This window comes from Bacteroidota bacterium (genome assembly GCA_038746285.1).
In the GTDB taxonomy this organism is placed as follows: domain Bacteria; phylum Bacteroidota; class Rhodothermia; order Rhodothermales; family JANQRZ01; genus JANQRZ01.
The window spans coordinates 1-23,142 of the sequence record JBCDKT010000029.1 but is presented as its reverse complement, the minus strand read 5'-3'; the positions used below and the strand labels follow the sequence as shown (position 1 = coordinate 23,142).

Here is a 23,142-nt window from a genome sequence, read left to right as displayed (position 1 = left end):
TCGGATATTGTGCCGATATTGTGCCAGATGAGGTGCCTAATCCGCACGAGATACGAGATGACAGACCGCAGACCACGGACGGCAGACCGCAGCCGGTCGTGCTCTGTGCCATCCGCCCGTCGGCGGTCTGCCGTCTGCCGTCCTGGCCTGAAGGCGTCGGGCTGTCCAGACGACGCGCCCTTTCCGTTCAACCTAGTCTCACATGACTGCTGACGAGCAACGCGCACCGGGTGCCCCGGCCGAAGACGCCTCTGCGACGGGCGACGGCCAGGCCGATCCCGAGCCGGACGTACTGGAGCCGGCCGACGTAGAGGCCGTCGCCGAGGCCGCCGCCGAGGCAGTCGAGGAGGCACGCGCCGAGCGCAAGGCCAAGAAAAAGGCCAAAAAGAAAAAGGCCGAGGCGAAGCAGGCCGACAAGAAGGACACGCTCGGCACGAGCCGAGGGGTCGAGACCATGTTTCGGACCTCGTACCGCGTCCACATGGACCTCTCGTCGCTGGCCGACACCAAGGCCAACATCATGATCTCGATCAACGGCCTGATCCTCCCGATCCTGCTCGGCGCGATCTCGCCCAAGATCGACTCCAACCCCTGGCTGCTCGTCCCGACCTCGGTGCTGATGATCGGGTGTCTGATCTCGATGGTCTTCGCCATCCGCTCGGCGCGACCGCGCGTCAACAGCAACGTCGTCACGCTCGACCAGGTGCGAAACGAGAGTGTCAACATCCTCTTCTTCGGCCACTACGCGAACATGACGCGCGATGACTTCGAGCAAGGGATGACCGAACTGATGCAGGACAACGACCGGCTCTACCGCAACATGATCCGCGACCTCTACGGGCTGGGCAGCGTGCTGACGACGAAGTTCAGGCTTCTCCGCACGTCCTACACCGTGTTCATGTTCAGCATCGTCATTGGCGTGCTCCTCTTCATCGGGACCTACTTTCTCATCGCGACCGACGTGATCGGCCAGGAGCCCGCCGAGACGACTGTGATGGTCCCGGACGCGGCCCCGAACGCCGCGCCCCTGATTCCTCTCCCCTGATGACCGTCACTTTCTACGGCGTCCGGGGGTCCACGCCCGCGCCGGGCACCGCCTTCGCCCGCTACGGTGGACACACGACCTGCGCCGCCGTCGCGCTCGGCGACCGCGTGCTCGTCCTCGACGCCGGCACCGGCATCCGGCCGCTCGGGCGCGCCCTGCTTGGCCGAGGCGACGACCTGTTCGTCCTCCTGACCCATCTCCACGCCGACCACGTCACGGGCTTCCCATTCTTCGCCCCGCTCTACGAGGAAGGCCGGACGATCCACCTGATCGACTACGAGGAGGCGTCGTGGTCGCCGCTCGCGCTCTTCGACGGCGTCCACTACCCGCTCCGGCCGGGCGACCTGCCGTGCTCGGTGCAGCGGACGCGGGAACAGCCGATGGCGTTTCTGCGCGCGCACGGGCTTCCGGTGACGCGCCAGGCCGTCAACCACCCCGGTGGAGCCTACGGCTACCGGGTCGGGCACGAGGGGCAGCGCTTCGTGTTCATGCCCGACAACGAACTCGGCGACGAGAGCCTTGTGCCCCGCGAGACGATCGTCGCGTTCTGCCAGGGCGCGGACGTGCTCTGCCACGACGCGCAGTACCTCGAAGACGAGATCGAGGAGCGGCGCGGGTGGGGGCACAGCAGCGTCAGCGAAGCCGTCGAGCTCGCCGTCGAGGCGGGCGTCGGCCACCTCGTGCTGACGCACCACGACCCCGACCGCACCGACGACGACCTCGACCGCGTCCAGGCGCGGGCGCGGGCAGCGCTCGGCCCACACGGCATCGCCTGCACCGTCGCCTACGAGGGGCTCACGTTCCACCTCGGCGAGGCCGATCCGCTGCCGCCCGACCCCGGCAGCGTGGCCACGAAAGCACAGACGCTATGAGCAGCCCCACCGACCGCCACGACGAGACGGCCCCCGCCGAGCCCGAGGCGGCGAGCGGATGCGCGCACATCCTCGTGGCCGACGACGAGCCGGACCTCGCCGCGCTGATCAAGCAGAAGTTCCGCCGCCGCATCCGCAAGGGCGAGCTCGACTTCCTCTTCGCCGCCGACGGCGAAGAGGCCCTGGAGCACCTCCGCGAGCACCCCGACATCGACCTCGTCCTGACCGACATCAACATGCCGCGGATGGACGGGCTGACGCTCCTGGCCGAGCTGACCCGCCTCAAGCGCGAGGACGATGTGCTCGGCGCGGTTGTGGTCACCGCGTACGGCGATATGATGAACATCCGCACGGCGATGAACCAGGGGGCGTTCGACTTCCTCACCAAGCCCATCGACCTCGACGACCTCGAGGTGACGATCGACAAGGCGCTCGACCGGGTGCGCGACGAGAAGCAGGCGGCGCACGCCCGCGAGACTGTCGGGCGCTACCTCTCCGACGAGATCGCCGAGACGCTTCTGGCCGGACCGGAGGCGACCCAGCTTGGCGGCGAACGCCGCCGCGTCTCGATTATGATGGCCGACCTGCGCGGCTTCTCGACGATGGCCGAGCGCCTCGCACCGGAGCAGGTCCTCGACGTGCTCAACATCCACCTCGGCGCGATGGCCGACGTGATCGGGACCTACGGCGGGACGATAGACGAGTACCTCGGCGACGGCCTCCTCGTCCTCTTCGGCGCGCCGGTCGAGCGTGAGGACCACGCCCGCCGCGCCGTGGCCTGCGCCGTGGCGATGCAGCAGGCGATGACCGACGTCAACGAGCAGGTCCGGGCGATGGGGCACCGGCCGCTTCAGATGGGCATCGGGATCAACACCGGCGACGTGGTCGTCGGCAACATCGGCTCTGAGAAGCGGATGAAGTACGGCGTCGTCGGCAGCCCGGTCAACGTGGCGGGCCGGATCGAGTCGGCGACGGTCGGCGGCCAGGTCCTGGTCTCGGCCGCGACGAAGGCCGAGGCCGGCGCAGATGTCCGCATCCGACGGACGATGGAACTGGCCGCAAAAGGCTTCTCCGCCCCGATCCCGCTCTTCGACGTGGCCGGCGTCGGCGGCCACGTCGACCTCCAACTGCCCACCGAGACGCGCGCGCTCCAGCCGCTCCCGCGCCCGCTCCCGGTCCGCTTCCACATCCTCGACGGCAAGCAACTCGGCGACGAGGCCGTCGACGCTGACCTGACCGCGCTGTCCCCGGCCGCCGGCCGCCTCCGCACGGACTACCCCCTCGACCCATTCACCGACCTCAAGCTGCACGTCCCGATCCGCGACGCCACCGACGAACCGGTCGGGAACGCCTACGCCAAAGTGCTCGAACGCGGGGACGACGGCTGGACGATCCACTTCACCTCCGTCCCCGAAGCCGTCGCGCTTTCGCTGCGCGGCTACCTCGACGAAGCCGCCGGCCGCGTCGGCTGAGCGAAGTGGGAGAGTGGGAGAGTCAAATAAGGCCAATCAAGTTGACGAGACCGCCGCGCAACGCGCTCACCGTCCTCCGTCCCACCGTCCTCCGTCCCACCGTCCTCCGTCCCACCGTCCTCCGTCCCACCGTCCTCCGTCCTCTGTCTTCTGTCCTCCGCCCAATGGACCCGCTGCTGCTCGTCTTCCGCGTTGCCGTCGTCGCGCTCGCGGCGTGGCTCTGGTGGTGGGGACGGCAGCAGGCGAAGGAGAACGCGCGGCTGCGGGACGAGCTGGACCGGCTGCGGGACGAACGAGCGCGAACCAAAGGGGCACGATAGATGGCTGACACACAGACCGAGCTAGAAGCGGCGCAGGCCGAGGCGGAGAGAGCTAGGGAGAGCCTCCGCATCGCGCAGGACCAGCTCCTCCAGGCCCGCAAGATGGCCTCGCTCGGGCAGCTCACCGCCGGGATCGCGCACGAGATCAAGAACCCGCTCAACTTCGTCAACAACTTCGCCCAGCTCCTCGTGGACCTCGCCCGCGAGCTGCGCGAGGAACTCGGCGAGCAGCGCGACCGCCCGGCCGGCGAGGTGCTGGACGAGGTCGGGGACATCCTCGACGACATGACCCACAACGCGGAGAAAATCCGCGAGCACGGCGAGCGCGCCGACGCGACGGTCCGCAGCATGCTCATGCACTCCCGCAGCAACGACGACCAGCGCCAGGCGGTCGACCTCAACGCGCTCGTCAAGCAGTACGTCAACCTCGCCTATCACGGCATGCGCGCCTCCGACCCGCACTTCAACACCACCATCGAGTTCGACCTCGACCCTGAGGTGGAGCACCTGGAGATCATCCCGCAGGAGATCGGGCGCGTGTTCATCAACCTCGCCAACAACGCGTTCTCGGCTACGCGCTCGAAGGCGGAGCAGAAGGACGCCGCCGGCGAGTCGTTCCGCCCCGTGGTCTCGGTGCGGACGAGCCTGCGCGGCGACGAGGTCGAGGTCCGCATCGGCGACAACGGGACCGGCATCCCGGAGTCCGTGCGGGCGCGCATCTTCGAGCCGTTCTTCACGACCAAGCCTGTCGGGACAGGGACCGGGCTGGGGCTGTCGCTCTCCTACGAGATCGTCACCGTCGGGCACGGCGGGACGATGGCGGTCGAGACGGAGGAGGGCGAGGGGACGACCTTCGTCATTACCTTGCCCCAGACAGACCAGCGCCTGCCCGCCGCCGATGGATAGCCTCTGGGACAACATCTTCCGCTCCCGAGACGAGACGGGGCCCGCGGCGCTGCTGCGCCAGGTGCCGATGTTCGCCGACCTCGACCGGCGCGAGATCGCCGAGGTGCGCAAGATCCTCTACCGCCGGGAATACCGAGCCGGTGAGGTCATCTTCCGCCAAGACGACCCGGGCGTCGGGATGTACGTCATCGAAGAGGGAACGGTCGACATCGTGCACGAGCCGACGAACCGCGTCCTGGCCGACCTCGGCGTCGGCGACGTCTTCGGCGAGATTGCCCTCTTGAACGAGACGCCGCGCTCGGCTCGCGCCGTGGCGACGACTGCGACCACCCTGTACGGCCTCTTCCAGCCTGAGCTCTACGACCTCGTCAAGCGCGCCCCCCGGCTGGGCGTGAAGCTGCTCCTGCCTCTGGCCCGCACCCTCGGCGCGCGCCTCGTCCACGCCGACGAGCAGCTCGAACGCTTGCACGCACAGGCTGCTGCCGCCGAGGAGAGCGTCCAATCCAACGGAGCCCGCGATGTCACGGTGGGCTAAGGGGCTGCTCGTAGCAGCGGGACTTGCCACTGCCGTGTGGCTGCTGCGCCCGGTCGGCAGCGTCGTCCAGATGGTCGTGCTCGGGGCGCTGCTGGCCTATCTCCTGGACCCCCTCGTAGGGCGGCTCGAAGCGCGCGGGATGGGGCGGACCGGGGCCGCGGCGACGGTATTTTTCAGCGCTCTTCTCGGCCTCGGCCTCCCGCTTACGCTGCTGTTTCCGGCCCTCGCCGCCCAGGTCCGGGCACTGCGCGAAGGCATCGACATGACGGCAGCGAGCGAGATGGTGGCCGAGATCGACCTCTGGGTCGGGGGTTGGGCCGAGCCGCTGGGGCTGGACGCGCCGGACCTGCGCACCTGGCTGGCCGACGCTACCGGGCAGCACTTCGGCAACATCGTGGCGATGGTACCGGGCGTGCTCGGGCTGGCGGTGCAGGTCGTGGTGGTGCCGGTGATCGCGTTCTTCCTGCTGCGCGACGGGCGGCGCTTCCGCAGGGGCTTCATCGGCCTCGTCCCGAACCGCTATTTCGAGTTCACCCTCAGTGCCCTCCGCCGGGCCGACGCCCAGCTCGGCGGCTACCTCCGCGGCCAGCTCCTCGCGGCGACGATCGTCGGGCTGCTGGCGACGCTCGCGCTCTGGCTGATCGGGGTCGAGTACTACTTCCTCATCGGCCTGGTGGCCGGCGTGGCGAACATGATCCCGTTCCTCGGCCCGTTCATCGGCGGTGCGGTCGCCGTCACGGTCTCGACCGTCACGACCGGCTCCTTCTCCTTCGTCGTCCCGATCTTCCTGTCGTTCTCGGCGATCCAGATGATCGACAACTTCATCTCGCAGCCCCTCCTACTGGCGCAGAACGTCGAACTCCACCCGCTTGCGATCCTGGTTGTGCTCCTCGTCGCCGGCGAGGCGTTCGGCATCCTGGGCCTCCTGCTCGCCGTGCCGACGGCCGCCGTGCTCAAGGTGCTCGTCCACGAGTTCGTCACCACCTTCCGCAGCTACCGCTTTTCGTGATGCGTACCTCGTGAGACCAGGTAGCACTCGGTGAGGCGACGGGTACGCATCACGTCTCACGCACCACACCCCATGAAAACGATCCTCCTCCTCCGCCACGGCAAGTCCGACTGGAACGCCGAGTTCGACCACGACCACGAGCGCCCGCTGGGCAAGCGAGGCCGGAAGGCCGCCGAGACGATGGGGCGGTTCCTGCTCGTGAGCGGCGTGCTCCCGGACCGGATTGTCACCTCGACGGCCGTGCGGGCGCGCACCACGCTCGACATCGTGCGCGGGGCCGGGGAGCTAGAGGCTCCGGTGCACGAGGCGCGCGACCTCTACGGGGCGGGGCCCCGCGAACTGCTGCGGACCATCCGTGCCCAAGACGACGAGGCGGAGGTGCTGCTGCTCGTCGGTCACCAGCCCGGCTGGGGCGAGACTGTCAGCCGCCTCACCGGCGGCAGCGCCGTCCGCTTCCCGACAGCCGCGCTCGCCCGCGTCGATGTCGGCGTCACACGCTGGCGCGACGTGGGCTTCGGCCAGGGCGAACTGATCTGGCTCGTCCCGCCGAAAGCGCTGGGGTAGGACTACGGTCGGTAGCTATACTACCCTGCGGATGGTGTCAAGAGACTTGCGGAAAAACACCTCCCCGATGCCACCATCGTTCACCCCAGCCAGCAAACCGCACTCCTCGAACCCCATGCGCCGGTGCCAAGCCTGCGGCTCCGGCTCGTCCGCTTGCGACGAACTGTAGAGTACGGTGTGCCCCCGACTGGAGGCCTCGGCCTCGACGTGCGCGAGGAGCGCACGCCCGACCCCGACGCGGCGGTGGGGCTGCAGGACGAGGATGAGTTCGATGTACGGGAGCTTCGACCACAGCCACTCCAGCCGAAGGTACCCGACTGGCTTGTCGCCCCGGCGTGCGATGTACACGTCGCCGTCGCCCACCTTCCGTCTCACGGCGGGGCTAGGAAGATGGCCGTCCTGGGAGACGAAGACGAGGTCGCTCTCGAAGGCTGTTCGGACGGTGATCTCTGCCTGAGTCACAATACGCTCCCGTCTCTAGCGCTCCGCCTTCTCTTCCGCTCTTCCGCTCTTGCGCTCTTCCGCCTCCTCCAGCGGGCGCGGACTGATCTCGACGAGCACCTGCTTGATCCGGTTGTTGTCTAGCTCCTCGACCCGTAGCGTCAGCGGGCCGTACTCGGTGACGGTGCCCGGCTCGGGAATCTCGCCGGTCAGGTGGAAGATGAGGCCGCCGAGCGTTTCGAAGTCGAACGCCTCGGTCTCCACCTCCACCTCGAAGCTCTCCAAGAGGTCGTCGAGGTCGATCCCGGCATCGACGCGGAACGTCTGCGGGCCGACGCGTTCGTAGGGGAGCGCCTCGGGGAGGTCGTGCTCGTCGCGTATCTCGCCCACGATCTCCTCCAAGATGTCCTCGAGCGTGACGACGCCCGCCGTGCCGCCGTACTCGTCGACGACGACCGCGATGTGGGTATTCGAGGTCTGGAAGTCCGCGAGCATCGCGTCGAGCGGGCAGCCGAGCGGAACGAACTTCGCCGGGCGGGCGATGCGCTCCCAGTCGGCCGGTTGGCTGCCGAGGGCGCGGGCCTCTTCCTGGTCCAGGAGCGGGATGAGGTCTTTGGCGTAGAGAATGCCGAGCACATCGTCGAGGTGCTCGCGGTAGAGCGGAAAGCGCGAGTGCCCGGTCTCGCGGATCAGGGTCAGCGCTTCGTCGAGCGTGGCCGTGTCGGGCAGCGCGTGGACATCGACCCGGCTGACCATGACCGCGCGCACCGTGGTCTCGCCGAACTCGACGATCGAGTGGATCAGCGCACGCTCTTCCTCTTCGAGCGTACCGTCCGCTTCGCCGAGGTCGGCGAGGGTCTTGAGGTCTTCGTTGGAGACGACGGCCGCCTGGGTGCGGAAGCGCCGCTGGACGAGGTCCATCCCGTGCGCGAGGAGGTTGGACGCCGGGTAGAGCACGCGGAAGACGAGGTAGAGCGGGCCGGAGAAGAGCGTCGCCCACCGCCGGTTCTGTTGGGTGGCGACGAGCTTCGGGGTGATCTCGCTCAGGACGAGGAGTAGGAACGTCAGGACGACGACCTGGAAGACGAGTAGGGTCGTCTTGCTGATCTCGTAGGCTTCGGCGGCCTGCACCGTGAGCACCGTCGCCAGGATCGCCGCGGCGACGTTGACGAGGTTGTTCATGATGAGGATGCCGATCAGCAGCCGGCGGGGACGTTCCAGGAGCGCGAGCACCCGGCGGGCACCCTTACTGTCGTCCTCGCTCAGGGCTTCGCGGTCGCTCGCGCTGAGCGAGAAGAGGGCGACCTCCGAGCCCGAGAAGAAGGCGGAGAGGACCAAGAGCAGCACGAACAGCGTCGCTTCGGTGGCGACGGTCGCGGTTCCGGCGGCGACGGGCCAGAGTGTCAGGAGGAGCCCCACGAGGGGGCTGCTAGAGTCGGCGTCCAAAGCGGGGGAGGAGGCCCTCGGCTGGTTCTACGAGCGGCGATCCGGCAGCGTGCACCGGGGTCATGGGCAAAAATATACGAGCGAGTGCTCCGTGCGGCCCTGGCAGTTTCGGCGGGCCGCATATTCTTAATAAGTGAGGGGTGACAGCCCAAAGGCCGCCACCCCCGCGATGCGCAGTGCGCTTCAGAGGTTCGCCCTAAGGGCGTGGCCTCTAGAAGGGCAGGTCGTCATCCGGCCCGAACGGATCGTTCGACCCTGCGGGTCCGCCGGCGGGCTGGGCCTGCCGCTGCGGCTGGCGCCGCTCCTGCGAGTAGCCGCCGCCGTTCGAGCCGCGCGACTGGTCGAAGCCGCCGGACGAGTCGTAGCCGCCACCGCCGCCGCCCCGGCTGTCGAGCATCATCATCTCGCGCGCCTTGACTTCGGTGGTGTAGCGGGTGTTGCCGTCCTTGTCTTCCCACTGGCGGGTCTGGAGCGAGCCCTCGAAGTAGACCTGCGAGCCCTTCTTGAGGTACTCGCCGCAGATCTCCGCGAGGCGGGCCCACGCGACGACGGAGTGCCACTCGGTCTTCTCGACGAGGTCGCCGTTGGAGTCCTTGTAGCTCTCATTCGTGGCGAGCCGCAGGTTGCAGACGGCGGTGCCGCTGCCGGTGTAGCGAAGCTCCGGGTCCTGCCCGAGGTTGCCGATGAGGATGACTTTGTTGATTGCGCGTGCCATAAGATGGCCTCCTATTTGGATAGGGTTACATGATTCCGCCGGTGCGTCTCGGGGAGGCGCGCTCGGCCTTAACGGGTCCGGCCTCGCGGCCGGGCTGCCAGTATAGACAGGGAGGCGCTAGGGACATAACCTCCGCCGCCAAAATACTTTTCCACAGTGACAGCTCCCTGTCATACAACTTCTGCCCAGCCTCCAGCACCCATAGTCCGGCGGGCACCGTTTGCGGTAGCGACCGCATGTACGGTATCATCTACGGTATTGTCGAGACTACTTCGCCGCGAAGCAGCCTTGTGCGGCGTGCGTGCCGGGCGTGGCCCCTGCCGGTTGCGCATCGCGTTTAGGCTCTTGAGGACAGCCGCGCGCTCGTCTTGCTTACTGTAAGCGCTTACTTCCTTGCTTTCTTCCCCACCCGGTTCGCCGTCCCCCACCGCTGCGCGTCCAGCCGTCCGTGCCCGCGTCGAAGGCAGTTCCGTGCCCGGCATGGAGCGGGCCTACACCGAACCTTTCACGATTGGCCGAGGCATCCAGGCTACGCTCCACGTCGACTCCGGCCGCGTCAGCCGCCTCCACGCCGAGGTCGTCTACGAAGACGGGGGCTGGGTGCTGCGCGACGCCGGCAGCACGAACGGGACCTACTACAACGAGCAGCGCGTGGAGCGCGTGCCGCTAGCCGGCGGCGAGACCGCCGTGCGGTTGGGGCGGGAAGGCCCCTTCGTGTACCTTGCGGTGGCCGAACGCAGGGAAATGGGTGAGTGGTCCGTGGAGGCGGGAGAGATGGGGGTCCCGGTGTCGCGCCGCCGCCGGGCGCAGGAGGACACCCAGCGGCAGTCGCAGCCGTACCGCCCGCTTCGCGCCGAGGAGCCGACCACGGGGCACGACGCGACCGATCTCGTCCGGGCTGCCTCGGCAAGGGGCGCAGAGGCGATGCCGAGGAGAACGCCAAGCCAGCAACGCCGGGTGAGATCGCCTCGCGGGACGCTGATACTGGCGGGCGTGCTGGCGCTGCTCCTGCTCGCGATCCTGCTCGCGGTGGTGTGAGTCTCAGGCTCCGGTTTGGGTAGGGAAGATGAAGTCGCTTCTTCGGCAGAAAGGGACTGGCTAAAGCGGAAGGCAGCCCCTATCTTGAAGCTACACCTCTGAGACCTCTGCGTGCCCTTCCAGCGTATCCTCGTCCCGTTCGACTTTTCCGCGCTCGCCGAAGAGGGCGTCCGGCTCGCCGAGCAGCTAGCCGACGCGCACGGTGCACAGCTCGACATCCTCCACATCGTGGAAGAGCCGGCCTTCCCGTCCTTCTTCAAGCTCGGGGCGATGCGGATCTACGGCATGGTGCCGGACCAGGAGAAGGTGGCGTGGACGGCTCTGGAGAAACGCTTCGGCACGCCAGCTGAGCGGCAGGACCTGGAGTTTCACGTAGTCAAGGGCGCATCAGGCCAGGAGATTATCCGGTTCGCGAGCACCCGCGAGGTCGACCTCGTGGTGATCACATCGCACGGCTTGAGCGGGTTGCAGCATGTGGCGATGGGTGCGGTGGCGCAGAAGGTGGTGCAGATGGCCCCGTGCCCGGTGCTGGTCGTCAAGGCGTTCGACCCGGGGCGGGACCAGATGAAGGAGGCGAGCGGCGACGGGCAGACGGAACAGCCTCCGGCCTCGGCGTAGCCCGCCCGCTTCCGTGAACATCCTCGGCCTCTCCTGCTTCTACCACGACGCCGCGGCCTGCCTCGTCCAGGACGGCCGGATCGTCGCGGCGGCGCAGGAGGAACGTTTCACGCGCCTCAAGCATGATGCCTCGTTCCCGGCGCACGCCGTGGCCTACTGCCTCCACGCAGGCGGCCTCACGCAGGCGGACCTCGACGCGGTCGCGTTCTACGACAAGCCGTTTCTGACCTTCGAGCGGCTCCTGGAGACCTACCTCGCCTTCGCGCCGCGCGGTCTCGCGTCGTTTATCAAGGCGATGCCGGTGTGGCTGAAGAAGAAGCTCTGGACCCCGGACGTGCTCGCCCGCGAGCTGGACTTCGAGGGGCCGGTCCTCTTCACCGAGCACCACGAGAGCCACGCCGCGAGCGCGTTCTTCCCCTCGCCCTTCGAGCGCGCCGCCGTCCTCACCGCCGACGGGGTAGGGGAGTGGGCGACGACGAGTTACGGTGTCGGCGAAGGCCACCGCGTCCGGCTCCTCGCTGAGCAACACTTCCCGCACTCGCTCGGGCTGCTCTACTCGGCGTTTACCTACTTCTGCGGCTTCCGCGTCAACTCGGGCGAGTACAAGCTGATGGGCCTCGCGCCCTACGGCGAGCCACGCTTCGCCGACACTATCCGGCGCGAACTGATCGACCTGAAGCCTGACGGGTCGTTCCGGCTGAACCTGGACTACTTCACCTACCCCGTCGGGCTGCGGATGACGGGGCGGCGCTTCGCGGGCCTCTTCGGCGGGCCGCGCCGCGAGCCGGAGGGGGAGATCACGCAGCGCGAGCTGGACCTCGCCCGGAGCGTGCAGGTGGTGACGGAGGAAGCTGTGCTCGCGCTCGCCCAGCATGTGCACCGCGAGACGGGGGAGGCCAACCTCTGCCTCGCAGGCGGCGTTGCGCTCAACTGCGTGGCGAACGGGCGGCTGCTGCGCGAGGGGCCGTTCGAGCGGCTCTGGGTCCAGCCGGCGGCGGGTGATGCAGGCGGGGCGCTCGGCGCGGCGCTCGCGGTGTGGCACGAGTGGGCGGACAGGCCTCGCGCGCCGGAGCCGAAGGACGCGATGCAGGGCAGCTACCTCGGGCCTGCGTTCTCGCCGGACGAGATCGCGGCGGTGCTGGAAGCCGAGGGCGTACCGCACGAGGCGCTGCACGACGAAGACGCCCTCGCCGAGCGGACAGCGCAGCTCCTCGCCGAAGGCCACACCGTCGGGTGGTTCCAGGGCCGGATGGAGTTTGGGCCGCGCGCCCTCGGCCACCGCTCGATCCTCGCCGACCCCCGAGGCCGGGACGTCCAGCGGACGGTCAACTTGAAGATCAAGTTCCGCGAGAGCTTCCGGCCCTTCGCCCCGGCCGTCCTCGCCGAGCGCGCCGCCGAGGTGTTCGACCTCGGGGCCGAGAGCCCCTACATGCTGCTCGTAGCCCCGGTGCGCGACGCCGCGACCAGCGGCGAGGGGCTGGACCGGCGGCACCACGTCGCGTCGCCGATTCCGGCTGTGACGCACGTCGACGGCTCGGCGCGGGTGCAGACGGTAACGGCGGCGCGGAGCCCACACTTCTACCGGCTCCTCCGCGCCTTCGAGGCCGAGACCGGCTGCCCCGTGCTCGTCAATACGTCGTTCAACGTGCGGGGCGAGCCCATCGTCTGCACGCCCGAAGACGCCCTCCGCGTGTTCCGCCGGACGCACCTCGACGCGCTCGTGCTCGGCCCCTACGTCGTCACGAAGGCGATGCTGCCCGAGGCCGAGCGCGCCGCGTTCTCGCCCGAAGAGATCGCCGCCGAGTACGGGCTGGATTGAGGGAGGAGAATGAGTTTAGAGAGACTGCCCCGCAACGCGGCAGCCTTTTTCTGTCCTCCGGCTCACTGTCCTCTGCCCGCTGGCCTACCGACTCCCGACGGTCTCCTCCTCAGTGACCGCCTCTGGCGGCAGCGGGCCTTCGCCGTTGACCGGCGGCGCGTGCGTCGGCGTCGGGTCCAGCACGGCGAGCTTGGCGCGCTCGATCAGGCCGTAGATGACGTAGATCGCAAGCAGCACCGCGGTGGCGACGATCCCGATCACGCTGAAGAGCCGAAGCTCGTACCCCAGCACGGTCACCACCGGGTTGCCGAGGAAGAATACGACCGTATTGGCCGTGATCATGAACAGGCGCAACTCGGTCGGCCCGGCCCCGGCGAAGGAGATTTTGAATACGTCCTGCGTGATCGTCACGAGGTTGACGTGGATCATCATCAGGAAGTAAGCCACGATCAGGAACAGCGCCACCGAGAGGTCCATCAGCGGCGACAGGCCGAGGCCGACGAAGATCAGGAACGTTGAGACCGCGTCGCTCTGGTGGTCCACGTAGAACCCGTAGCGCTCGCGGCGGATGTTGCGGACGCGGGCGAGCGTGCCGTCGAGCGAATCCCCCCACCAGTGGACGACAAACCCTACTGAGGCGACCCACAGCCACCCCAGACTGTACTGCGTGAGGACGTACGAGCCGCCGATCACGACGGCAGAGATAAGACCGACGATCGTGAGCTTGTCCGGCGTCATCCACATCGGGAGGCGCGCGGCCATGCGGGGGAGCGCCCACTGCTCGAAGCGGGCGAGGGCGATCTTGTTGACGCGCTTCTTGGCTTGCGCCTTTTCCATAGGACGTGGGCGAGAGGAACTGGACACGACGGAGCCCCGAGGGGGGTTGGAGCCAGCCGTCTCGGGCGGCGGAGAGGCGTGAGGGATTGAGAATGGATGATGGAAGATAGCAGAGCCTAGCAAGCAAGCCCGCAATCCTCGATGATCTCTCCTCTATCCTCCCGATCTCAGCGGATCCTCCTGGCCCGCCGTCTCCGACATGGCTCCTCACGTTGTGCCTGCGTCCTACCCCTCAGACCGCGCGAAGTGCCCGGTCGAGGTCCGTTTTCAGGTCGTCGAGGTCTTCGACGCCGACCGAGAGGCGGATGAGCGAGTCGGTGAGGCCCGCCGCGAGGCGCTGCTCGCGTGGCACCGAGGCGTGCGTCATCGTGGCTGGGTGGTTGACGAGGCTCTCGACCCCGCCCAGGCTCTCGGCGAGCGCGAAGACTCGTGTCGCCGTCATCACCTCCACCGCGCGCTCGACCGAGTCGTCGGCGAGTTCGAACGAGACCATGCCGCCGAAGTCGCGCATCTGCCGGGCGGCGATCTCGTGGCCGGGGTGCGAGGCGAGGCCGGGATAGCGGACGTGCCCGACCGCCGGGTGGGCGTCGAGGAAGTCGGCCACCCGGCGGGCGTTCTGGCAGTGGCGCTCCATGCGGAGGTGGAGCGTCTTCGTCGCGCGGAGCACGAGGAAGCAGTCCATCGGACCGGGCGCGGCCCCGACGGCTTTGATCTGGAAGCGAAGGTGCTCGGTCCAGTCCGGGTCGCTCGTCATCACCGCGCCGCCGACCACGTCGGAGTGCCCGCCGAGGTACTTCGTCGTCGAGTGGAGGACGAGGTCGGCGCCGAAGGCGAGCGGCTGCTGAAGGTAGGGCGAGGAGAACGTGTTGTCCACGACGAGGCTCGCACCCTGCGCCTTCGCCCGCTCGGCCAGCGCCGCGATGTCGACGACCTGGAGCAGCGGGTTCGTCGGCGTCTCGGCCCAGACCATCTTAGTCGCCTCCGTGAACGCCGCCTCGACCGCGCCGAGGTCGGTCATGTCGACGAACGAGAAGGTGAGCCCGAACGGCTCCCACACCTGGCGCATGAGGCGGTAGGTGCCGCCGTAGAGGTCGTCGCCGGCGACGACGTGATCGCCGGGGCGGAGGCGGCGGAGGATGGCGTCCACGCCGGCAATGCCGGAGGCGAAGCAGATGCCCTCGACTGCCCCTTCGAGTGCGGCGAGGTTAGCTTCGAGCGCCGTCCGGGTCGGATTTGAGACGCGGGCATACTCGTGGCCCTGGTGGTCGCCCGGCGCAGCCTGGACGTAGGTCGAGGTCAGGTAGACCGGCGTCATGATGGCCCCGGTAGACGGGTCCGGCTCCTGCCCGGCGTGCACGGCGCGGGTGCCGAATCCGAGTTCAGCGGTGGCGTGGTCTTGGCCGTTGGTTCTCGTTTCAGCGTCGGCAGTAGAAGACATAGAGGTCGAAAGAATGACAGAGGATGGAGAACAGCGGAGAAAGCACCTCATCCTCCACCTTCCATCTGCATCCTCCAAACAAAACGGGGGCGCAGGCTGGCCGCGCCCCCGTCGAGGTTACGGGCAGGAGTAGGTCAGTTGAGGTCTAGGCCGGCGCACTCGGCGGCTTCCTCGGCCTTGTCGTTCTGCCGGAGCGAGGCGTAGACCTGGAAGAGCGCGCGGCAGATGTCGGCGGTGTCGTCGCCGCCGGCCTCGGTCAGTTCGCGGGCGCGCTCCAGGTTCGGCATGGCCTGCGCGAGGAGGTCGGAGCGCTGGGCAACGACGGCCTCGACGTCGGCGCGCGGGGCGTCGGCGTCTTCGAGTTCCGAGATCTGGTCGTTGAAGCTGGCGGCCTTGTTCTGGTAGGCGGCCCCGAGGTTGTAGTAGGCGTTCGCGTTCTGGCTGTCCAGTTCCGTCGCCCGCATGAGCTGCTCGGCGGCCTCGTCGTAGCGTCCGTCTTGGAGGAGGAACGAGCCGTAGTTGTAGCGGAGCACCGGGTCGTCGGGCTCGCGCTCCACGGCTTCGGCGTAGCGCTCGATGGCCTGCTCGGCGTTGCCGGTGCGCCCGTAAGCGTTGAGCAGTTCGGTCTGGATGTCCTCGTTCTCGGGGAACATCGCCTGGCCCTCCTCCAGCACGGCGAGGGCGTCGCTGGCCTGGCCTTCGGCGAGGTAGATGCGCCCGAGGTAAATGTAGGCGTCGACGCTGTTGGCCCCCTTGTCGATGGCCATCTGGAGCGGCTCGGCGGCCTCGGTGGAGCGGTCGGCGGCGATGAGGGCGAGGCTCTGGTTGAGATAGCCAGCGGAGGAGTCGGGCTGAAGCGTGATGGCGTTCTGGTAGGCCGTCGCGGCGTCGCCGTAGGCCGACGGGTCCTCGGCAGCGCGGCGGTACGAACTCTGGCCTCGGGTCATCTCGAAGGCCCATGCCACCTGGAGCCGGTTGTCGATGTCGGACGGCTCGTAGCCGTTGGTGCGGGCGCTCGCGTAGGCCAGCGTCATGTCCTCGATGAAAGCACCGCGTCCCGCGGCGTCGTTGGGCATGCCCTCGGCCTTCATGCGGAAGGCCTCGCCGCGCAGAAAGTGCGCCTCGCCGTTCGCGGGGTCAGACTCGATGGCCATCGAGGTCAGTTCAAGGACGCGCTCGTAGTCCTGGTTGTTCATCTCGTTGCGCGCCCCCTGGACGTTCGGGTCCGTGCAGCCGTCGGCTCCGGCGATGAGGAAGGCGAGCGCGAAAAGGCTGAGCGCAACGGGCGTGCGCAGTGGCGCGAGGCGTGGGAGCAGGCGAGAGGAGGTCATGACGGTGGAGGGGCAGATGGCGGATGGACAGGGGCAGCGCGGGCAGGCCCGGGGGTGAGAGGTGCCAGCGGCGAACAGATCGGTTAGAACGCACGCTCGGCACGGCTCGAAACTACCACTTTCTGTATGAACGGACAACCGCGCCTGTTCCGCATGCACCGGGCAGCGCCGGCAGTGCTAGAATCTCTTGCAAACGCCGGAACGCGCCTTCTCCTCCTGCGTGTCCCCCGTCCGGCAGTACCTACGTTAGCGCTCACCCACGTTCTAGCGATGACTTCTCATTCTACGTCGAAGACGATAGTCCCGGCGGGGCTCCGCGCGTTCCTGGCCGGCCTGATCGACTACGCCGGCCTGTTCCCGCCCGCTCGCCTGCCGCTGGAGGTGGCCGTCCCCAACTTCGCTGCGTACCGGCAGAGCGAAGACGCCTGGATGCTGGGTCGGTTCATCTGCCCGGCCTCGCGGCTGGGCGACCTGAGCGCGTACGCGGAGCACTTCACCCCCGAAGCGCCGTTTCCTGTCTCGGTACTCGGCAGCGGCGGGGCTGACGCCGAATCGTTCCGCCGGGCATTCCGGGACGACATGCAGGCGGTGAAGGCGTTCGAGGACCGGCATGGAGACAGCGTCCGGTCCGACCTCCTGGAGACCCGGCTGCCGGAGGCCGTGACCGAAGCCGGCAGCGATGCCGTGGCCGGCGTGCTGCTCCGCGCGAGCGAGGCCGCTGCCGAGGCCGGCGTGGCCTTCGAGCGGATGCACTTCGAGGCCGGCTTCACCGGGGAGTGGCGCGAAACCATCGGCGGGGCCGTCACGGCGCTCGCCCGGCACAACGCGGGCGGCGGGCCGCCGGTCGGGTTCAAGGTGCGCTGCGGCGGCGTCACCCCGGACGCGTTCCCAACGCCCGAGCAGGTCGCCTTCGTACTGGCCGCGTGCCGCGATGCCGGGGTGCCGTTCAAGGCGACGGCCGGGCTGCACCACCCCGTCCGCCACCTCGACCGCACCGTCGGGGCTATGATGCACGGCTTCCTCAACGTCTTCGGGGCCGGCGTCCTCGCTCACGCGCTCGACCTCACCGAGGCCTCGCTGCGCCAGCTCCTGCGCGGCGAGTCGATCAAGGCGTTCGCGTTCGACGAAACCGGCTTTGCCTTCCAGGACCTCTCGATCAGCACCCGGCAGGTGGCCCGCGCCCGCGAGGTATTTGCGATGTCCTACGGAAGCTGTTCCTTCGACGAGCCCCGCGAAGACCTGCGCGCCGCCGGACTGTTGTGAGCTCGGAAGAGCGGAGGAGAGGGAGAGCGGAAGACCCCGCGATCTACCGCCGTGCTATCTTTCGCACGCTCCCGCTTTCGCACTTCCCTGCTTCCGCTCTTCCACACCTCAGAACATGAACCCCACCCACGACCCCGCCCTTCGCTCGTTCGTCGACGTACACCCGGACTCGCCGTTTCCGATTCAGAACCTGCCGTTCGGCGTCTTCCGGCGGAAGGCCGGTGGGGGCCCCCGCGTCGGCGTCGCCATCGGCGAGCAGGTGCTCGACCTCGCGGTGCTGGAGGACGAAGGGCTCTTCGACGGTGAAGTACTCGCGGGGCAGCACCCCTTCTCGCAGTCCTCATTGAACGGGTTTATGGGGCTCGGCCGCCCGGCGTGGAGTGAGGCGCGGCGCACGGTCCAGCACCTCCTGCTGGGCAGCACGCCCACGCTACGCGATGATGACGGCCTGCGCGCCCGCGCCCTCGTCCCGCGCGGCGATGTCGAGATGCTGCTCCCGGCGCGCGTCGGGGACTACACCGACTTCTACTCGTCGCGCCAGCACGCGACGAACGTCGGGTCGATGTTCCGCGACCCGAACAACGCACTGCTTCCAAACTGGCTGCACCTCCCGGTCGGCTACCACGGGCGGGCGTCGTCGGTCGTGGTGTCGGGCACCGACGTGGTCCGGCCCCAGGGCCAGCTCAAGCCGAGCGACGACGAGCCGCCGGTCTTCGGCCCGTCGCGGCTGCTCGACTTCGAGCTGGAGATGGGCTTCTTCGTCGGCCCTGGTACGGAACTGGGCGCGTCGGTCCCAATCGACCAGGCCGCCGAGCACATCTTCGGGTTCGTCCTCGTCAACGACTGGTCGGCGCGCGACATCCAGAAGTGGGAGTACGTCCCGCTCGGGCCGTTCCTCGGCAAGAGCTTCGCCACGAGCGTCAGCCCGTGGGTCGTCACCGCCGAGGCGCTCGAGCCGTTCCGCGTCGAGGGCGAGCCGCAGACGCCGGAGGCCGGCAACCCCGCGATCCTCGACTACCTCCGGCAGCCCGGCAAGCGCGCGCTCGACCTCCACCTCGAAGTCGGCCTCTGGCCCGAGGACGCCGGCAGCCCGACGACGATCGCCGAGTCGAACGCGAAGTACCTCTACTGGAGCCCCGAGCAGCAGCTCGCCCACCACACCGCGAACGGCTGCAACGTCCGCCCCGGCGACCTCCTGGCGAGCGGCACGATCAGCGGCGAGGAGAAGGGATCGTACGGCAGCATGCTGGAGCTGAGCTGGCGTGGCACCGACCCGGTGAAGCTCCAGGGCGGGGCCGAGCGCAGATTCCTACAGGACGGCGACCTCGTCACGATGCGCGGCTGGGCGCAGGGCGACGGGTACCGCGTCGGCTTCGGCGAGGTGCGTGGACGGGTCCTGCCAGCGCGCCAGGCATAGCGCTGCCCGGCAGGCGCGCGGAACATTGGAAGGACCCTCACACAGAGTTGGCGTGGCCTGCGAACGCTATTATATTAGCGCCCGATTCGTAGGAGGGGCTCCGCTTCCACGCTTCCATCATGATCACCGAAGCTCTCCCCGCCACCCACGCGCTTCTGATCCACCGGCTCCCCGTGTCGCATGGCTAGTGTTGCTACAGCACCCCGCATCTTCCGCCCCACGCTCTCCCTGAAACTCTCTGACTTCCAGTACGACTACCCGAAGGAACTCATCGCGAAGTATCCTGCGGAGCCGCGCGACAGTGCGCGGCTGATGGTCGTAGACCGAGAGCGGCGGACGGTCGAGCACCACAGCTTCCGCGAGATCGTCGACTTTTTCGGTGCCGGCGACGCGCTCGTTGTCAACGACACGAAGGTCTTCCCGGCGCGGCTCTTCGGCAACAAGGAGAAGACCGGGGCGCGCATCGAGGTCTTCCTGCTGCGCGAGCTCAACGCTGAGAGCCAACTCTGGGACGTGATCGTCAACCCGGCGCGCAAGATCCGGGTCGGCAACAAGCTCTACTTCGACAACGGCCTCGTCGCCGAGGTCGTCGACAACACCACGAGCCGGGGTCGGACCATCCGCTTCCAGTTCGACGGCACGAGCGACGAGCTCTACGCCAAGATCGACGAGATCGGGACGACGCCGATCCCGCCCTACCTCCGGCGCGAGGTCGAGGCGATCGACAAGGAGCGCTACCAGACGATGTTCGCCGCCAAGCGCGGGGCCGTCGCCGCGCCGACGGCCGGGCTCCACTTCACGCCCGAGATCATCGCGGCGCTCGAGGCGAAGGGCGTCTCGGTCTGCCCGGTGACGCTCCACATCGGGCTCGGCACGTTCCGCCCGGTCGAGGTCGAGGACCTGACGAAGCACCGGATGGACTCGGAGAACTTCCACATCTCCGGCGACCCGTGCTCCGCCGTCAACCGTGCTCTGGAGTCGCAGACCAACACCGTGACCGTCGTCGGGACGACGTGCGTGCGCGCGCTCGAGTCGAGCATCTCGGCGACGGGTGGTCTCAAGACCGGCGAGGGCTGGACCGACAAGTTCATCTACCCGCCCTACGAGTTCCGCATCACCGAGCGCCTGATCACGAACTTCCACATGCCGAAGTCGACGCTCCTGATGCTGGTCTCGGCCTTCGCCGACCGGGAGCTGATCATGCATGCCTACCGCGAGGCCATCAAGCATGAGTACCGCCTCTTCTCCTTCGGCGACGCGATGATCATCGTGTAGAGCGCACCGACCATCGAGACCACCGTCGGGGCGCGGCTTGCCGCGCCCCTACTCGTTTCAGAGCGTTATGAATGAGAGCAACGTTGCCATCGTCGTTCCTGCTGCCGGGAGTGGGACCCGGATGGGCGGGCGGCGCAAGCAGTTCCGCACGCTCGGCGGTGCGCCGGTCCTCGTCCGCACGCTGGAGATCTTCGAGCACCACCCCGCCGTGGATGCGCTCGTCGTTGTCGGGCCACCGGGGGAGGCGAAAGCGCTGCAGGCTGACCTGCAGGGTTACGGTCTCACGAAGCTGCACGCCGTCGCCGAGGGCGGGACGACGCGGCAAGAATCGGTAGAGCGGGGCCTGTTCGTACTTCCAGAGGAAACGGATCTCGTTCTCGTTCACGACGCTGTCCGGCCCTTTCTCCCGGCCGACCGGCTGAGCGCCGTCATCGACGTCGCCCGCACGCACGGAGCCGCCGCCCTTGCCGTCCCCGTAGCCGATACCGTCCGGCGCAGCGAGACCGAGGCCGGCGCGTCCGTCTTCGGCGAGACCGTGCCGCGCGATGGACTCTGGCGGATGCAGACTCCGCAGGCGTTCCGCACCGGCTGGCTCCGCGACGCCCACGCTGCCGCTCGCGCTGATGGCGTGACTGGCACCGACGAGGTCGAACTCGTGCAGCGCTTCGGTCACGCCGTTCGCCTCGTCGAGGGCAGGGCGCTCACCTTCAAAATCACCACTCCCGCCGACTGGAGCCTTGCCGAAGCGCTCTGGCCGGTGTGGTCTGGAGGGTTGAAGATGGAGGACTGAAGCTGGGGTCACCATCCTCCGTCCTCTATCTTCCATCTTCTCCACGCAGTCTTGGCCCGAAGCAATGCGTACAGGAATAGGCTACGATGTCCATCGCCTCACCGAAGGCAGACCTCTCATCCTCGGCGGCGTCCGCATCGAGAGCGCGCTCGGCCTCGACGGGCACTCCGACGCCGACGTGCTCGTCCACGCCGTCATCGACGCCCTCCTGGGTGCGGCGGCCCTCGGCGACATCGGGCATCACTTTCCCGATACCGACGCCGAGTGGAAAGGAGCCGATAGCCTAAGACTCCTCGCGCACGTCCGCGCCGTCGTCGGCGAGGCCGGGTACCGGGTCGGGAACGTGGACGCGGTCGTCGTCCTCCAGCGCCCGAAGCTCCGCCCGCACATCGACGCGATGCGTGCGAATATGGCCGAGGTGCTCGGCATCGAGATCGGGCAGGTGTCGGTGAAGGCGACGACGGGGGAGCAGATCGGCTTCGCCGGGCGCGAGGAGGGAGCCGCCGCGCACGCCGTCTGCCTGCTGGTCGAGGCCGGTCGCGCCGATGGCTGAGCTGCTCGGCGACATCGTCGCGTGGATGGAGGACCTGCCGCCGGTGTGGATCTACGCGACGGTCTTCACCGTGGCCTACCTCGAAAACGTCATCCCGCCGATCCCCGGCGACATGGTCGTCGCCTTCGGCGGCACGCTCGTCGGGCTGGGCAAGGTCGGGCTGGTGCCGGTCATCGCGCTCGCCACCGTCGCCGAGACGCTGGGCTTCCTCACAGTCTACCTCGTCGGGCGGCGGATCGGCGACGCCGTGCTCGACCCGGACCGCTTGCGATGGATCCCGAAGGAAGGCGCGCGCAAAGTCAAAAGGTGGCTGGAGCGCTATGGCCTCGGAGTGGTAGCAGCGAACCGGTTTCTGAGCGGGGCGCGGGCGGTGATCGCCCTGATGGTTGGTGCCGCCCGGATGCGGCCCGGGCCGGTTGCGTTGTGGGCGACGGTGAGCGCCGCCGCGTGGTGCGCGCTGATCGTGTACCTCGGCTTCGTCGTCGGCGCGCAGTGGGAGGTGATCGGCACATGGCTGGCACGCTACGGGCAGGTCGTCACCGTGCTGCTCGTGCTCGGACTCGGGGCCTACCTCGGCGCGAAGCGCTGGCGGCGGAGCGCACAAAGAAACGGCGAAGACCCCGAAACCGGAATCTGAGGCCGCTTCGGGAGTTGACAGGGGCCTGGCAGGCTCGCTACCTTTCGAGTCTGTCACGTTCCGCCGCGTTGGCACGCTCTGCTGGACAGGCTGGCGTAGCTCAGTTGGTAGAGCAGCTGATTTGTAATCAGCAGGTCGGGGGTTCGAGTCCCTCCGCCAGCTCACACGGCAGGACCGACAGACCGGCGGCGACGCCGGGCGCAGTACACCGGGCAGGTGGCCGAGTGGTTAAAGGCGACAGACTGTAAATCTGTTCTCATACGAGTACGGAGGTTCGAATCCTTCCCTGCCCACGGCCGAGCGACGCGTTTCGAGTGGCGAACGACGAGCGATCTGCTCGGCACCCGTTCGTCACTCGCCGTTCGGCGCTCGTCATCGAAAAAGCGGGAGTAGCTCAGTTGGTAGAGCATCAGCCTTCCAAGCTGAGGGTCGCGAGTTCGAGTCTCGTCTCCCGCTCAGCACAGCGGCGAAGTACGAACGCCGAGCGACGAACGGGTAGCTGTTCGAAACTCGTCGTTCGTACCTCGTCACTTGACAACGCCTCCTTAGCTCAGCGGTAGAGCACTTCCATGGTAAGGAAGGGGTCCCCGGTTCAAGTCCGGGAGGAGGCTCCACGGGCCGGCGACGGCCTGCAGCACCGAGCAGCACACATTTCAGCAGTAGACACTCCAGCAGAGGTACCCTCTCATGGCCAAAGAGACCTTCCAGCGCACCAAGCCCCACGTCAACGTCGGCACCATCGGCCACGTCGACCACGGCAAGACCACCCTCACCGCCGCCATCACCAAGGTCCTCGCCGAG

Annotated in this window: 24 protein-coding genes and 4 tRNA genes; 22 read left to right on the top strand and 6 right to left on the bottom strand. The window is 68.1% G+C overall.

From position 1 onward, the window contains the following. Positions 1–202: 202 nt before the first annotated feature. The 8 genes from AAGI91_10655 to AAGI91_10620 all read left to right on the top strand — a co-directional run bounded on the left by AAGI91_10655 (position 203) and on the right by AAGI91_10620 (position 6,723). Positions 203–1,045 carry a Pycsar system effector family protein gene (locus tag AAGI91_10655; protein MEM1043075.1) on the top strand — a complete coding sequence of 281 codons (843 nt, stop codon included), beginning with the start codon at positions 203–205 and terminating at the stop codon, positions 1,043–1,045. Continuing rightward, positions 1,045–1,917 carry an MBL fold metallo-hydrolase gene (locus AAGI91_10650; GenBank protein ID MEM1043074.1) on the top strand — a complete coding sequence of 291 codons (873 nt, stop codon included), beginning with the start codon at positions 1,045–1,047 and terminating at the stop codon, positions 1,915–1,917. Before AAGI91_10655 ends, AAGI91_10650 begins: the two co-directional genes overlap by 1 nt. Next, the gene (locus tag AAGI91_10645; GenBank protein ID MEM1043073.1) at positions 1,914–3,389 is read left to right on the top strand and encodes an adenylate/guanylate cyclase domain-containing protein; all 1,476 of its coding nucleotides are present in this window, start codon (positions 1,914–1,916) and stop codon (positions 3,387–3,389) included. Before AAGI91_10650 ends, AAGI91_10645 begins: the two co-directional genes overlap by 4 nt. Positions 3,390–3,430: 41 nt before the next feature. After that, a complete protein-coding gene (locus tag AAGI91_10640; protein MEM1043072.1) occupies positions 3,431–3,709 on the top strand; it encodes a hypothetical protein in 279 nt (92 codons plus the stop codon). Beyond that, complete coding sequence (locus tag AAGI91_10635) at positions 3,710–4,615, top strand: ATP-binding protein (protein ID MEM1043071.1); 906 nt, start codon at positions 3,710–3,712, stop codon at positions 4,613–4,615. It abuts the gene before it with no gap. Then, complete coding sequence (locus AAGI91_10630; GenBank protein ID MEM1043070.1) at positions 4,608–5,150, top strand: cyclic nucleotide-binding domain-containing protein; 543 nt, start codon at positions 4,608–4,610, stop codon at positions 5,148–5,150. The genes AAGI91_10635 and AAGI91_10630 overlap by 8 nt, the downstream gene beginning before the upstream one ends. Next, a complete protein-coding gene (locus AAGI91_10625) occupies positions 5,134–6,159 on the top strand; it encodes an AI-2E family transporter (GenBank protein MEM1043069.1) in 1,026 nt (341 codons plus the stop codon). The genes AAGI91_10630 and AAGI91_10625 overlap by 17 nt, the downstream gene beginning before the upstream one ends. A gap of 72 nt (positions 6,160–6,231) precedes the next feature. Further along, the gene (locus AAGI91_10620; GenBank protein MEM1043068.1) at positions 6,232–6,723 is read left to right on the top strand and encodes a histidine phosphatase family protein; all 492 of its coding nucleotides are present in this window, start codon (positions 6,232–6,234) and stop codon (positions 6,721–6,723) included. 15 nt (positions 6,724–6,738) lie between these two features. On the opposite strand, the gene AAGI91_10615 is transcribed toward AAGI91_10620, so the two are convergent. The 3 genes from AAGI91_10615 to AAGI91_10605 form a co-directional block, all read right to left on the bottom strand. Further along, a complete protein-coding gene (locus tag AAGI91_10615) occupies positions 6,739–7,185 on the bottom strand; it encodes a GNAT family N-acetyltransferase (protein MEM1043067.1) in 447 nt (148 codons plus the stop codon). A 15-nt stretch (positions 7,186–7,200) separates the two neighbouring features. Next, a complete protein-coding gene (locus tag AAGI91_10610) occupies positions 7,201–8,610 on the bottom strand; it encodes a hemolysin family protein (GenBank protein MEM1043066.1) in 1,410 nt (469 codons plus the stop codon). Positions 8,611–8,821: 211 nt separating this feature from the next. Further along, positions 8,822–9,325, bottom strand: coding sequence for a single-stranded DNA-binding protein (locus AAGI91_10605; GenBank protein MEM1043065.1), 504 nt, complete (start codon positions 9,323–9,325; stop codon positions 8,822–8,824). A gap of 480 nt (positions 9,326–9,805) precedes the next feature. Here AAGI91_10605 and AAGI91_10600 point away from each other — a divergent pair, with 480 nt between their 5' ends. From AAGI91_10600 to AAGI91_10590, 3 genes are all read left to right on the top strand, one after another. Next, complete coding sequence (locus tag AAGI91_10600) at positions 9,806–10,363, top strand: FHA domain-containing protein (GenBank protein MEM1043064.1); 558 nt, start codon at positions 9,806–9,808, stop codon at positions 10,361–10,363. Positions 10,364–10,474: 111 nt separating this feature from the next. Continuing rightward, entirely contained in the window at positions 10,475–10,981 is a 507-nt protein-coding gene (locus tag AAGI91_10595; protein ID MEM1043063.1) for a universal stress protein, read from the top strand. 13 nt (positions 10,982–10,994) lie between these two features. Beyond that, positions 10,995–12,800 carry a carbamoyltransferase gene (locus tag AAGI91_10590; GenBank protein MEM1043062.1) on the top strand — a complete coding sequence of 602 codons (1,806 nt, stop codon included), beginning with the start codon at positions 10,995–10,997 and terminating at the stop codon, positions 12,798–12,800. 84 nt (positions 12,801–12,884) lie between these two features. On the opposite strand, the gene AAGI91_10585 is transcribed toward AAGI91_10590, so the two are convergent. The 3 genes from AAGI91_10585 to AAGI91_10575 all read right to left on the bottom strand — a co-directional run bounded on the left by AAGI91_10585 (position 12,885) and on the right by AAGI91_10575 (position 16,406). Next, the gene (locus AAGI91_10585) at positions 12,885–13,637 is read right to left on the bottom strand and encodes a CDP-alcohol phosphatidyltransferase family protein (GenBank protein MEM1043061.1); all 753 of its coding nucleotides are present in this window, start codon (positions 13,635–13,637) and stop codon (positions 12,885–12,887) included. Between the two features lie 232 nt (positions 13,638–13,869). After that, positions 13,870–15,075: a cystathionine gamma-synthase gene (locus AAGI91_10580; protein ID MEM1043060.1), complete on the bottom strand. Its 1,206-nt coding sequence runs from the start codon at positions 15,073–15,075 to the stop codon at positions 13,870–13,872. A gap of 134 nt (positions 15,076–15,209) precedes the next feature. Continuing rightward, on the bottom strand, positions 15,210–16,406 hold the full coding sequence (locus tag AAGI91_10575) for a tetratricopeptide repeat protein (protein ID MEM1043059.1): 1,197 nt from the start codon (positions 16,404–16,406) through the stop codon (positions 15,210–15,212). Between the two features lie 270 nt (positions 16,407–16,676). On the opposite strand from AAGI91_10575, the gene AAGI91_10570 reads away from it, so the two are divergent. The 11 genes from AAGI91_10570 to AAGI91_10520 form a co-directional block, all read left to right on the top strand. After that, on the top strand, positions 16,677–17,669 hold the full coding sequence (locus tag AAGI91_10570) for a hypothetical protein (protein MEM1043058.1): 993 nt from the start codon (positions 16,677–16,679) through the stop codon (positions 17,667–17,669). Positions 17,670–17,784: 115 nt separating this feature from the next. After that, entirely contained in the window at positions 17,785–19,086 is a 1,302-nt protein-coding gene (fahA, locus tag AAGI91_10565) for a fumarylacetoacetase (GenBank protein ID MEM1043057.1), read from the top strand. 228 nt (positions 19,087–19,314) lie between these two features. Next, positions 19,315–20,361 carry a tRNA preQ1(34) S-adenosylmethionine ribosyltransferase-isomerase QueA gene (gene queA, locus AAGI91_10560; protein ID MEM1043056.1) on the top strand — a complete coding sequence of 349 codons (1,047 nt, stop codon included), beginning with the start codon at positions 19,315–19,317 and terminating at the stop codon, positions 20,359–20,361. A gap of 67 nt (positions 20,362–20,428) precedes the next feature. Beyond that, positions 20,429–21,151, top strand: coding sequence for a 2-C-methyl-D-erythritol 4-phosphate cytidylyltransferase (gene ispD / locus AAGI91_10555; protein MEM1043055.1), 723 nt, complete (start codon positions 20,429–20,431; stop codon positions 21,149–21,151). Positions 21,152–21,215: 64 nt separating this feature from the next. Continuing rightward, a complete protein-coding gene (gene ispF / locus AAGI91_10550) occupies positions 21,216–21,704 on the top strand; it encodes a 2-C-methyl-D-erythritol 2,4-cyclodiphosphate synthase (GenBank protein ID MEM1043054.1) in 489 nt (162 codons plus the stop codon). Next, positions 21,697–22,341: a DedA family protein gene (locus AAGI91_10545; GenBank protein ID MEM1043053.1), complete on the top strand. Its 645-nt coding sequence runs from the start codon at positions 21,697–21,699 to the stop codon at positions 22,339–22,341. The genes ispF and AAGI91_10545 overlap by 8 nt, the downstream gene beginning before the upstream one ends. A gap of 89 nt (positions 22,342–22,430) precedes the next feature. Beyond that, a tRNA-Thr gene (locus AAGI91_10540) sits at positions 22,431–22,503 on the top strand. Positions 22,504–22,551: 48 nt separating this feature from the next. Further along, positions 22,552–22,634: transfer RNA gene (locus AAGI91_10535), tRNA-Tyr, on the top strand. Positions 22,635–22,724: 90 nt separating this feature from the next. Beyond that, positions 22,725–22,797 (top strand) — tRNA-Gly (locus AAGI91_10530). 83 nt (positions 22,798–22,880) lie between these two features. Then, positions 22,881–22,955 (top strand) — tRNA-Thr (locus AAGI91_10525). 73 nt (positions 22,956–23,028) lie between these two features. Beyond that, positions 23,029–23,142: GTP-binding protein (locus AAGI91_10520; GenBank protein ID MEM1043052.1), on the top strand; the 114-nt coding region annotated here is incomplete at its 3' end.

What these genes read in the sequence shown, in the direction of transcription:
- AAGI91_10655 (MEM1043075.1), top strand. Translation starts at nt 203, where the DNA reads ATGACTGCTGACGAGCAACGCGCACCGGGTGCCCCGGCCGAAGACGCC.
- AAGI91_10650 (MEM1043074.1), top strand. Translation starts at nt 1,045, where the DNA reads ATGACCGTCACTTTCTACGGCGTCCGGGGGTCCACGCCCGCGCCGGGC.
- AAGI91_10645 (MEM1043073.1), top strand. Translation starts at nt 1,914, where the DNA reads ATGAGCAGCCCCACCGACCGCCACGACGAGACGGCCCCCGCCGAGCCC.
- AAGI91_10635 (MEM1043071.1), top strand. Translation starts at nt 3,710, where the DNA reads ATGGCTGACACACAGACCGAGCTAGAAGCGGCGCAGGCCGAGGCGGAG.
- AAGI91_10630 (MEM1043070.1), top strand. Translation starts at nt 4,608, where the DNA reads ATGGATAGCCTCTGGGACAACATCTTCCGCTCCCGAGACGAGACGGGG.
- AAGI91_10625 (MEM1043069.1), top strand. Translation starts at nt 5,134, where the DNA reads ATGTCACGGTGGGCTAAGGGGCTGCTCGTAGCAGCGGGACTTGCCACT.
- AAGI91_10620 (MEM1043068.1), top strand. Translation starts at nt 6,232, where the DNA reads ATGAAAACGATCCTCCTCCTCCGCCACGGCAAGTCCGACTGGAACGCC.
- AAGI91_10605 (MEM1043065.1), bottom strand. Translation starts at nt 9,325, where the DNA reads ATGGCACGCGCAATCAACAAAGTCATCCTCATCGGCAACCTCGGGCAG.
- AAGI91_10600 (MEM1043064.1), top strand. Translation starts at nt 9,806, where the DNA reads ATGGAGCGGGCCTACACCGAACCTTTCACGATTGGCCGAGGCATCCAG.
- AAGI91_10585 (MEM1043061.1), bottom strand. Translation starts at nt 13,637, where the DNA reads ATGGAAAAGGCGCAAGCCAAGAAGCGCGTCAACAAGATCGCCCTCGCC.
- AAGI91_10580 (MEM1043060.1), bottom strand. Translation starts at nt 15,075, where the DNA reads ATGTCTTCTACTGCCGACGCTGAAACGAGAACCAACGGCCAAGACCAC.
- AAGI91_10575 (MEM1043059.1), bottom strand. Translation starts at nt 16,406, where the DNA reads ATGACCTCCTCTCGCCTGCTCCCACGCCTCGCGCCACTGCGCACGCCC.
- AAGI91_10570 (MEM1043058.1), top strand. Translation starts at nt 16,677, where the DNA reads ATGACTTCTCATTCTACGTCGAAGACGATAGTCCCGGCGGGGCTCCGC.
- fahA (MEM1043057.1), top strand. Translation starts at nt 17,785, where the DNA reads ATGAACCCCACCCACGACCCCGCCCTTCGCTCGTTCGTCGACGTACAC.
- ispD (MEM1043055.1), top strand. Translation starts at nt 20,429, where the DNA reads ATGAATGAGAGCAACGTTGCCATCGTCGTTCCTGCTGCCGGGAGTGGG.
- ispF (MEM1043054.1), top strand. Translation starts at nt 21,216, where the DNA reads ATGCGTACAGGAATAGGCTACGATGTCCATCGCCTCACCGAAGGCAGA.
- AAGI91_10545 (MEM1043053.1), top strand. Translation starts at nt 21,697, where the DNA reads ATGGCTGAGCTGCTCGGCGACATCGTCGCGTGGATGGAGGACCTGCCG.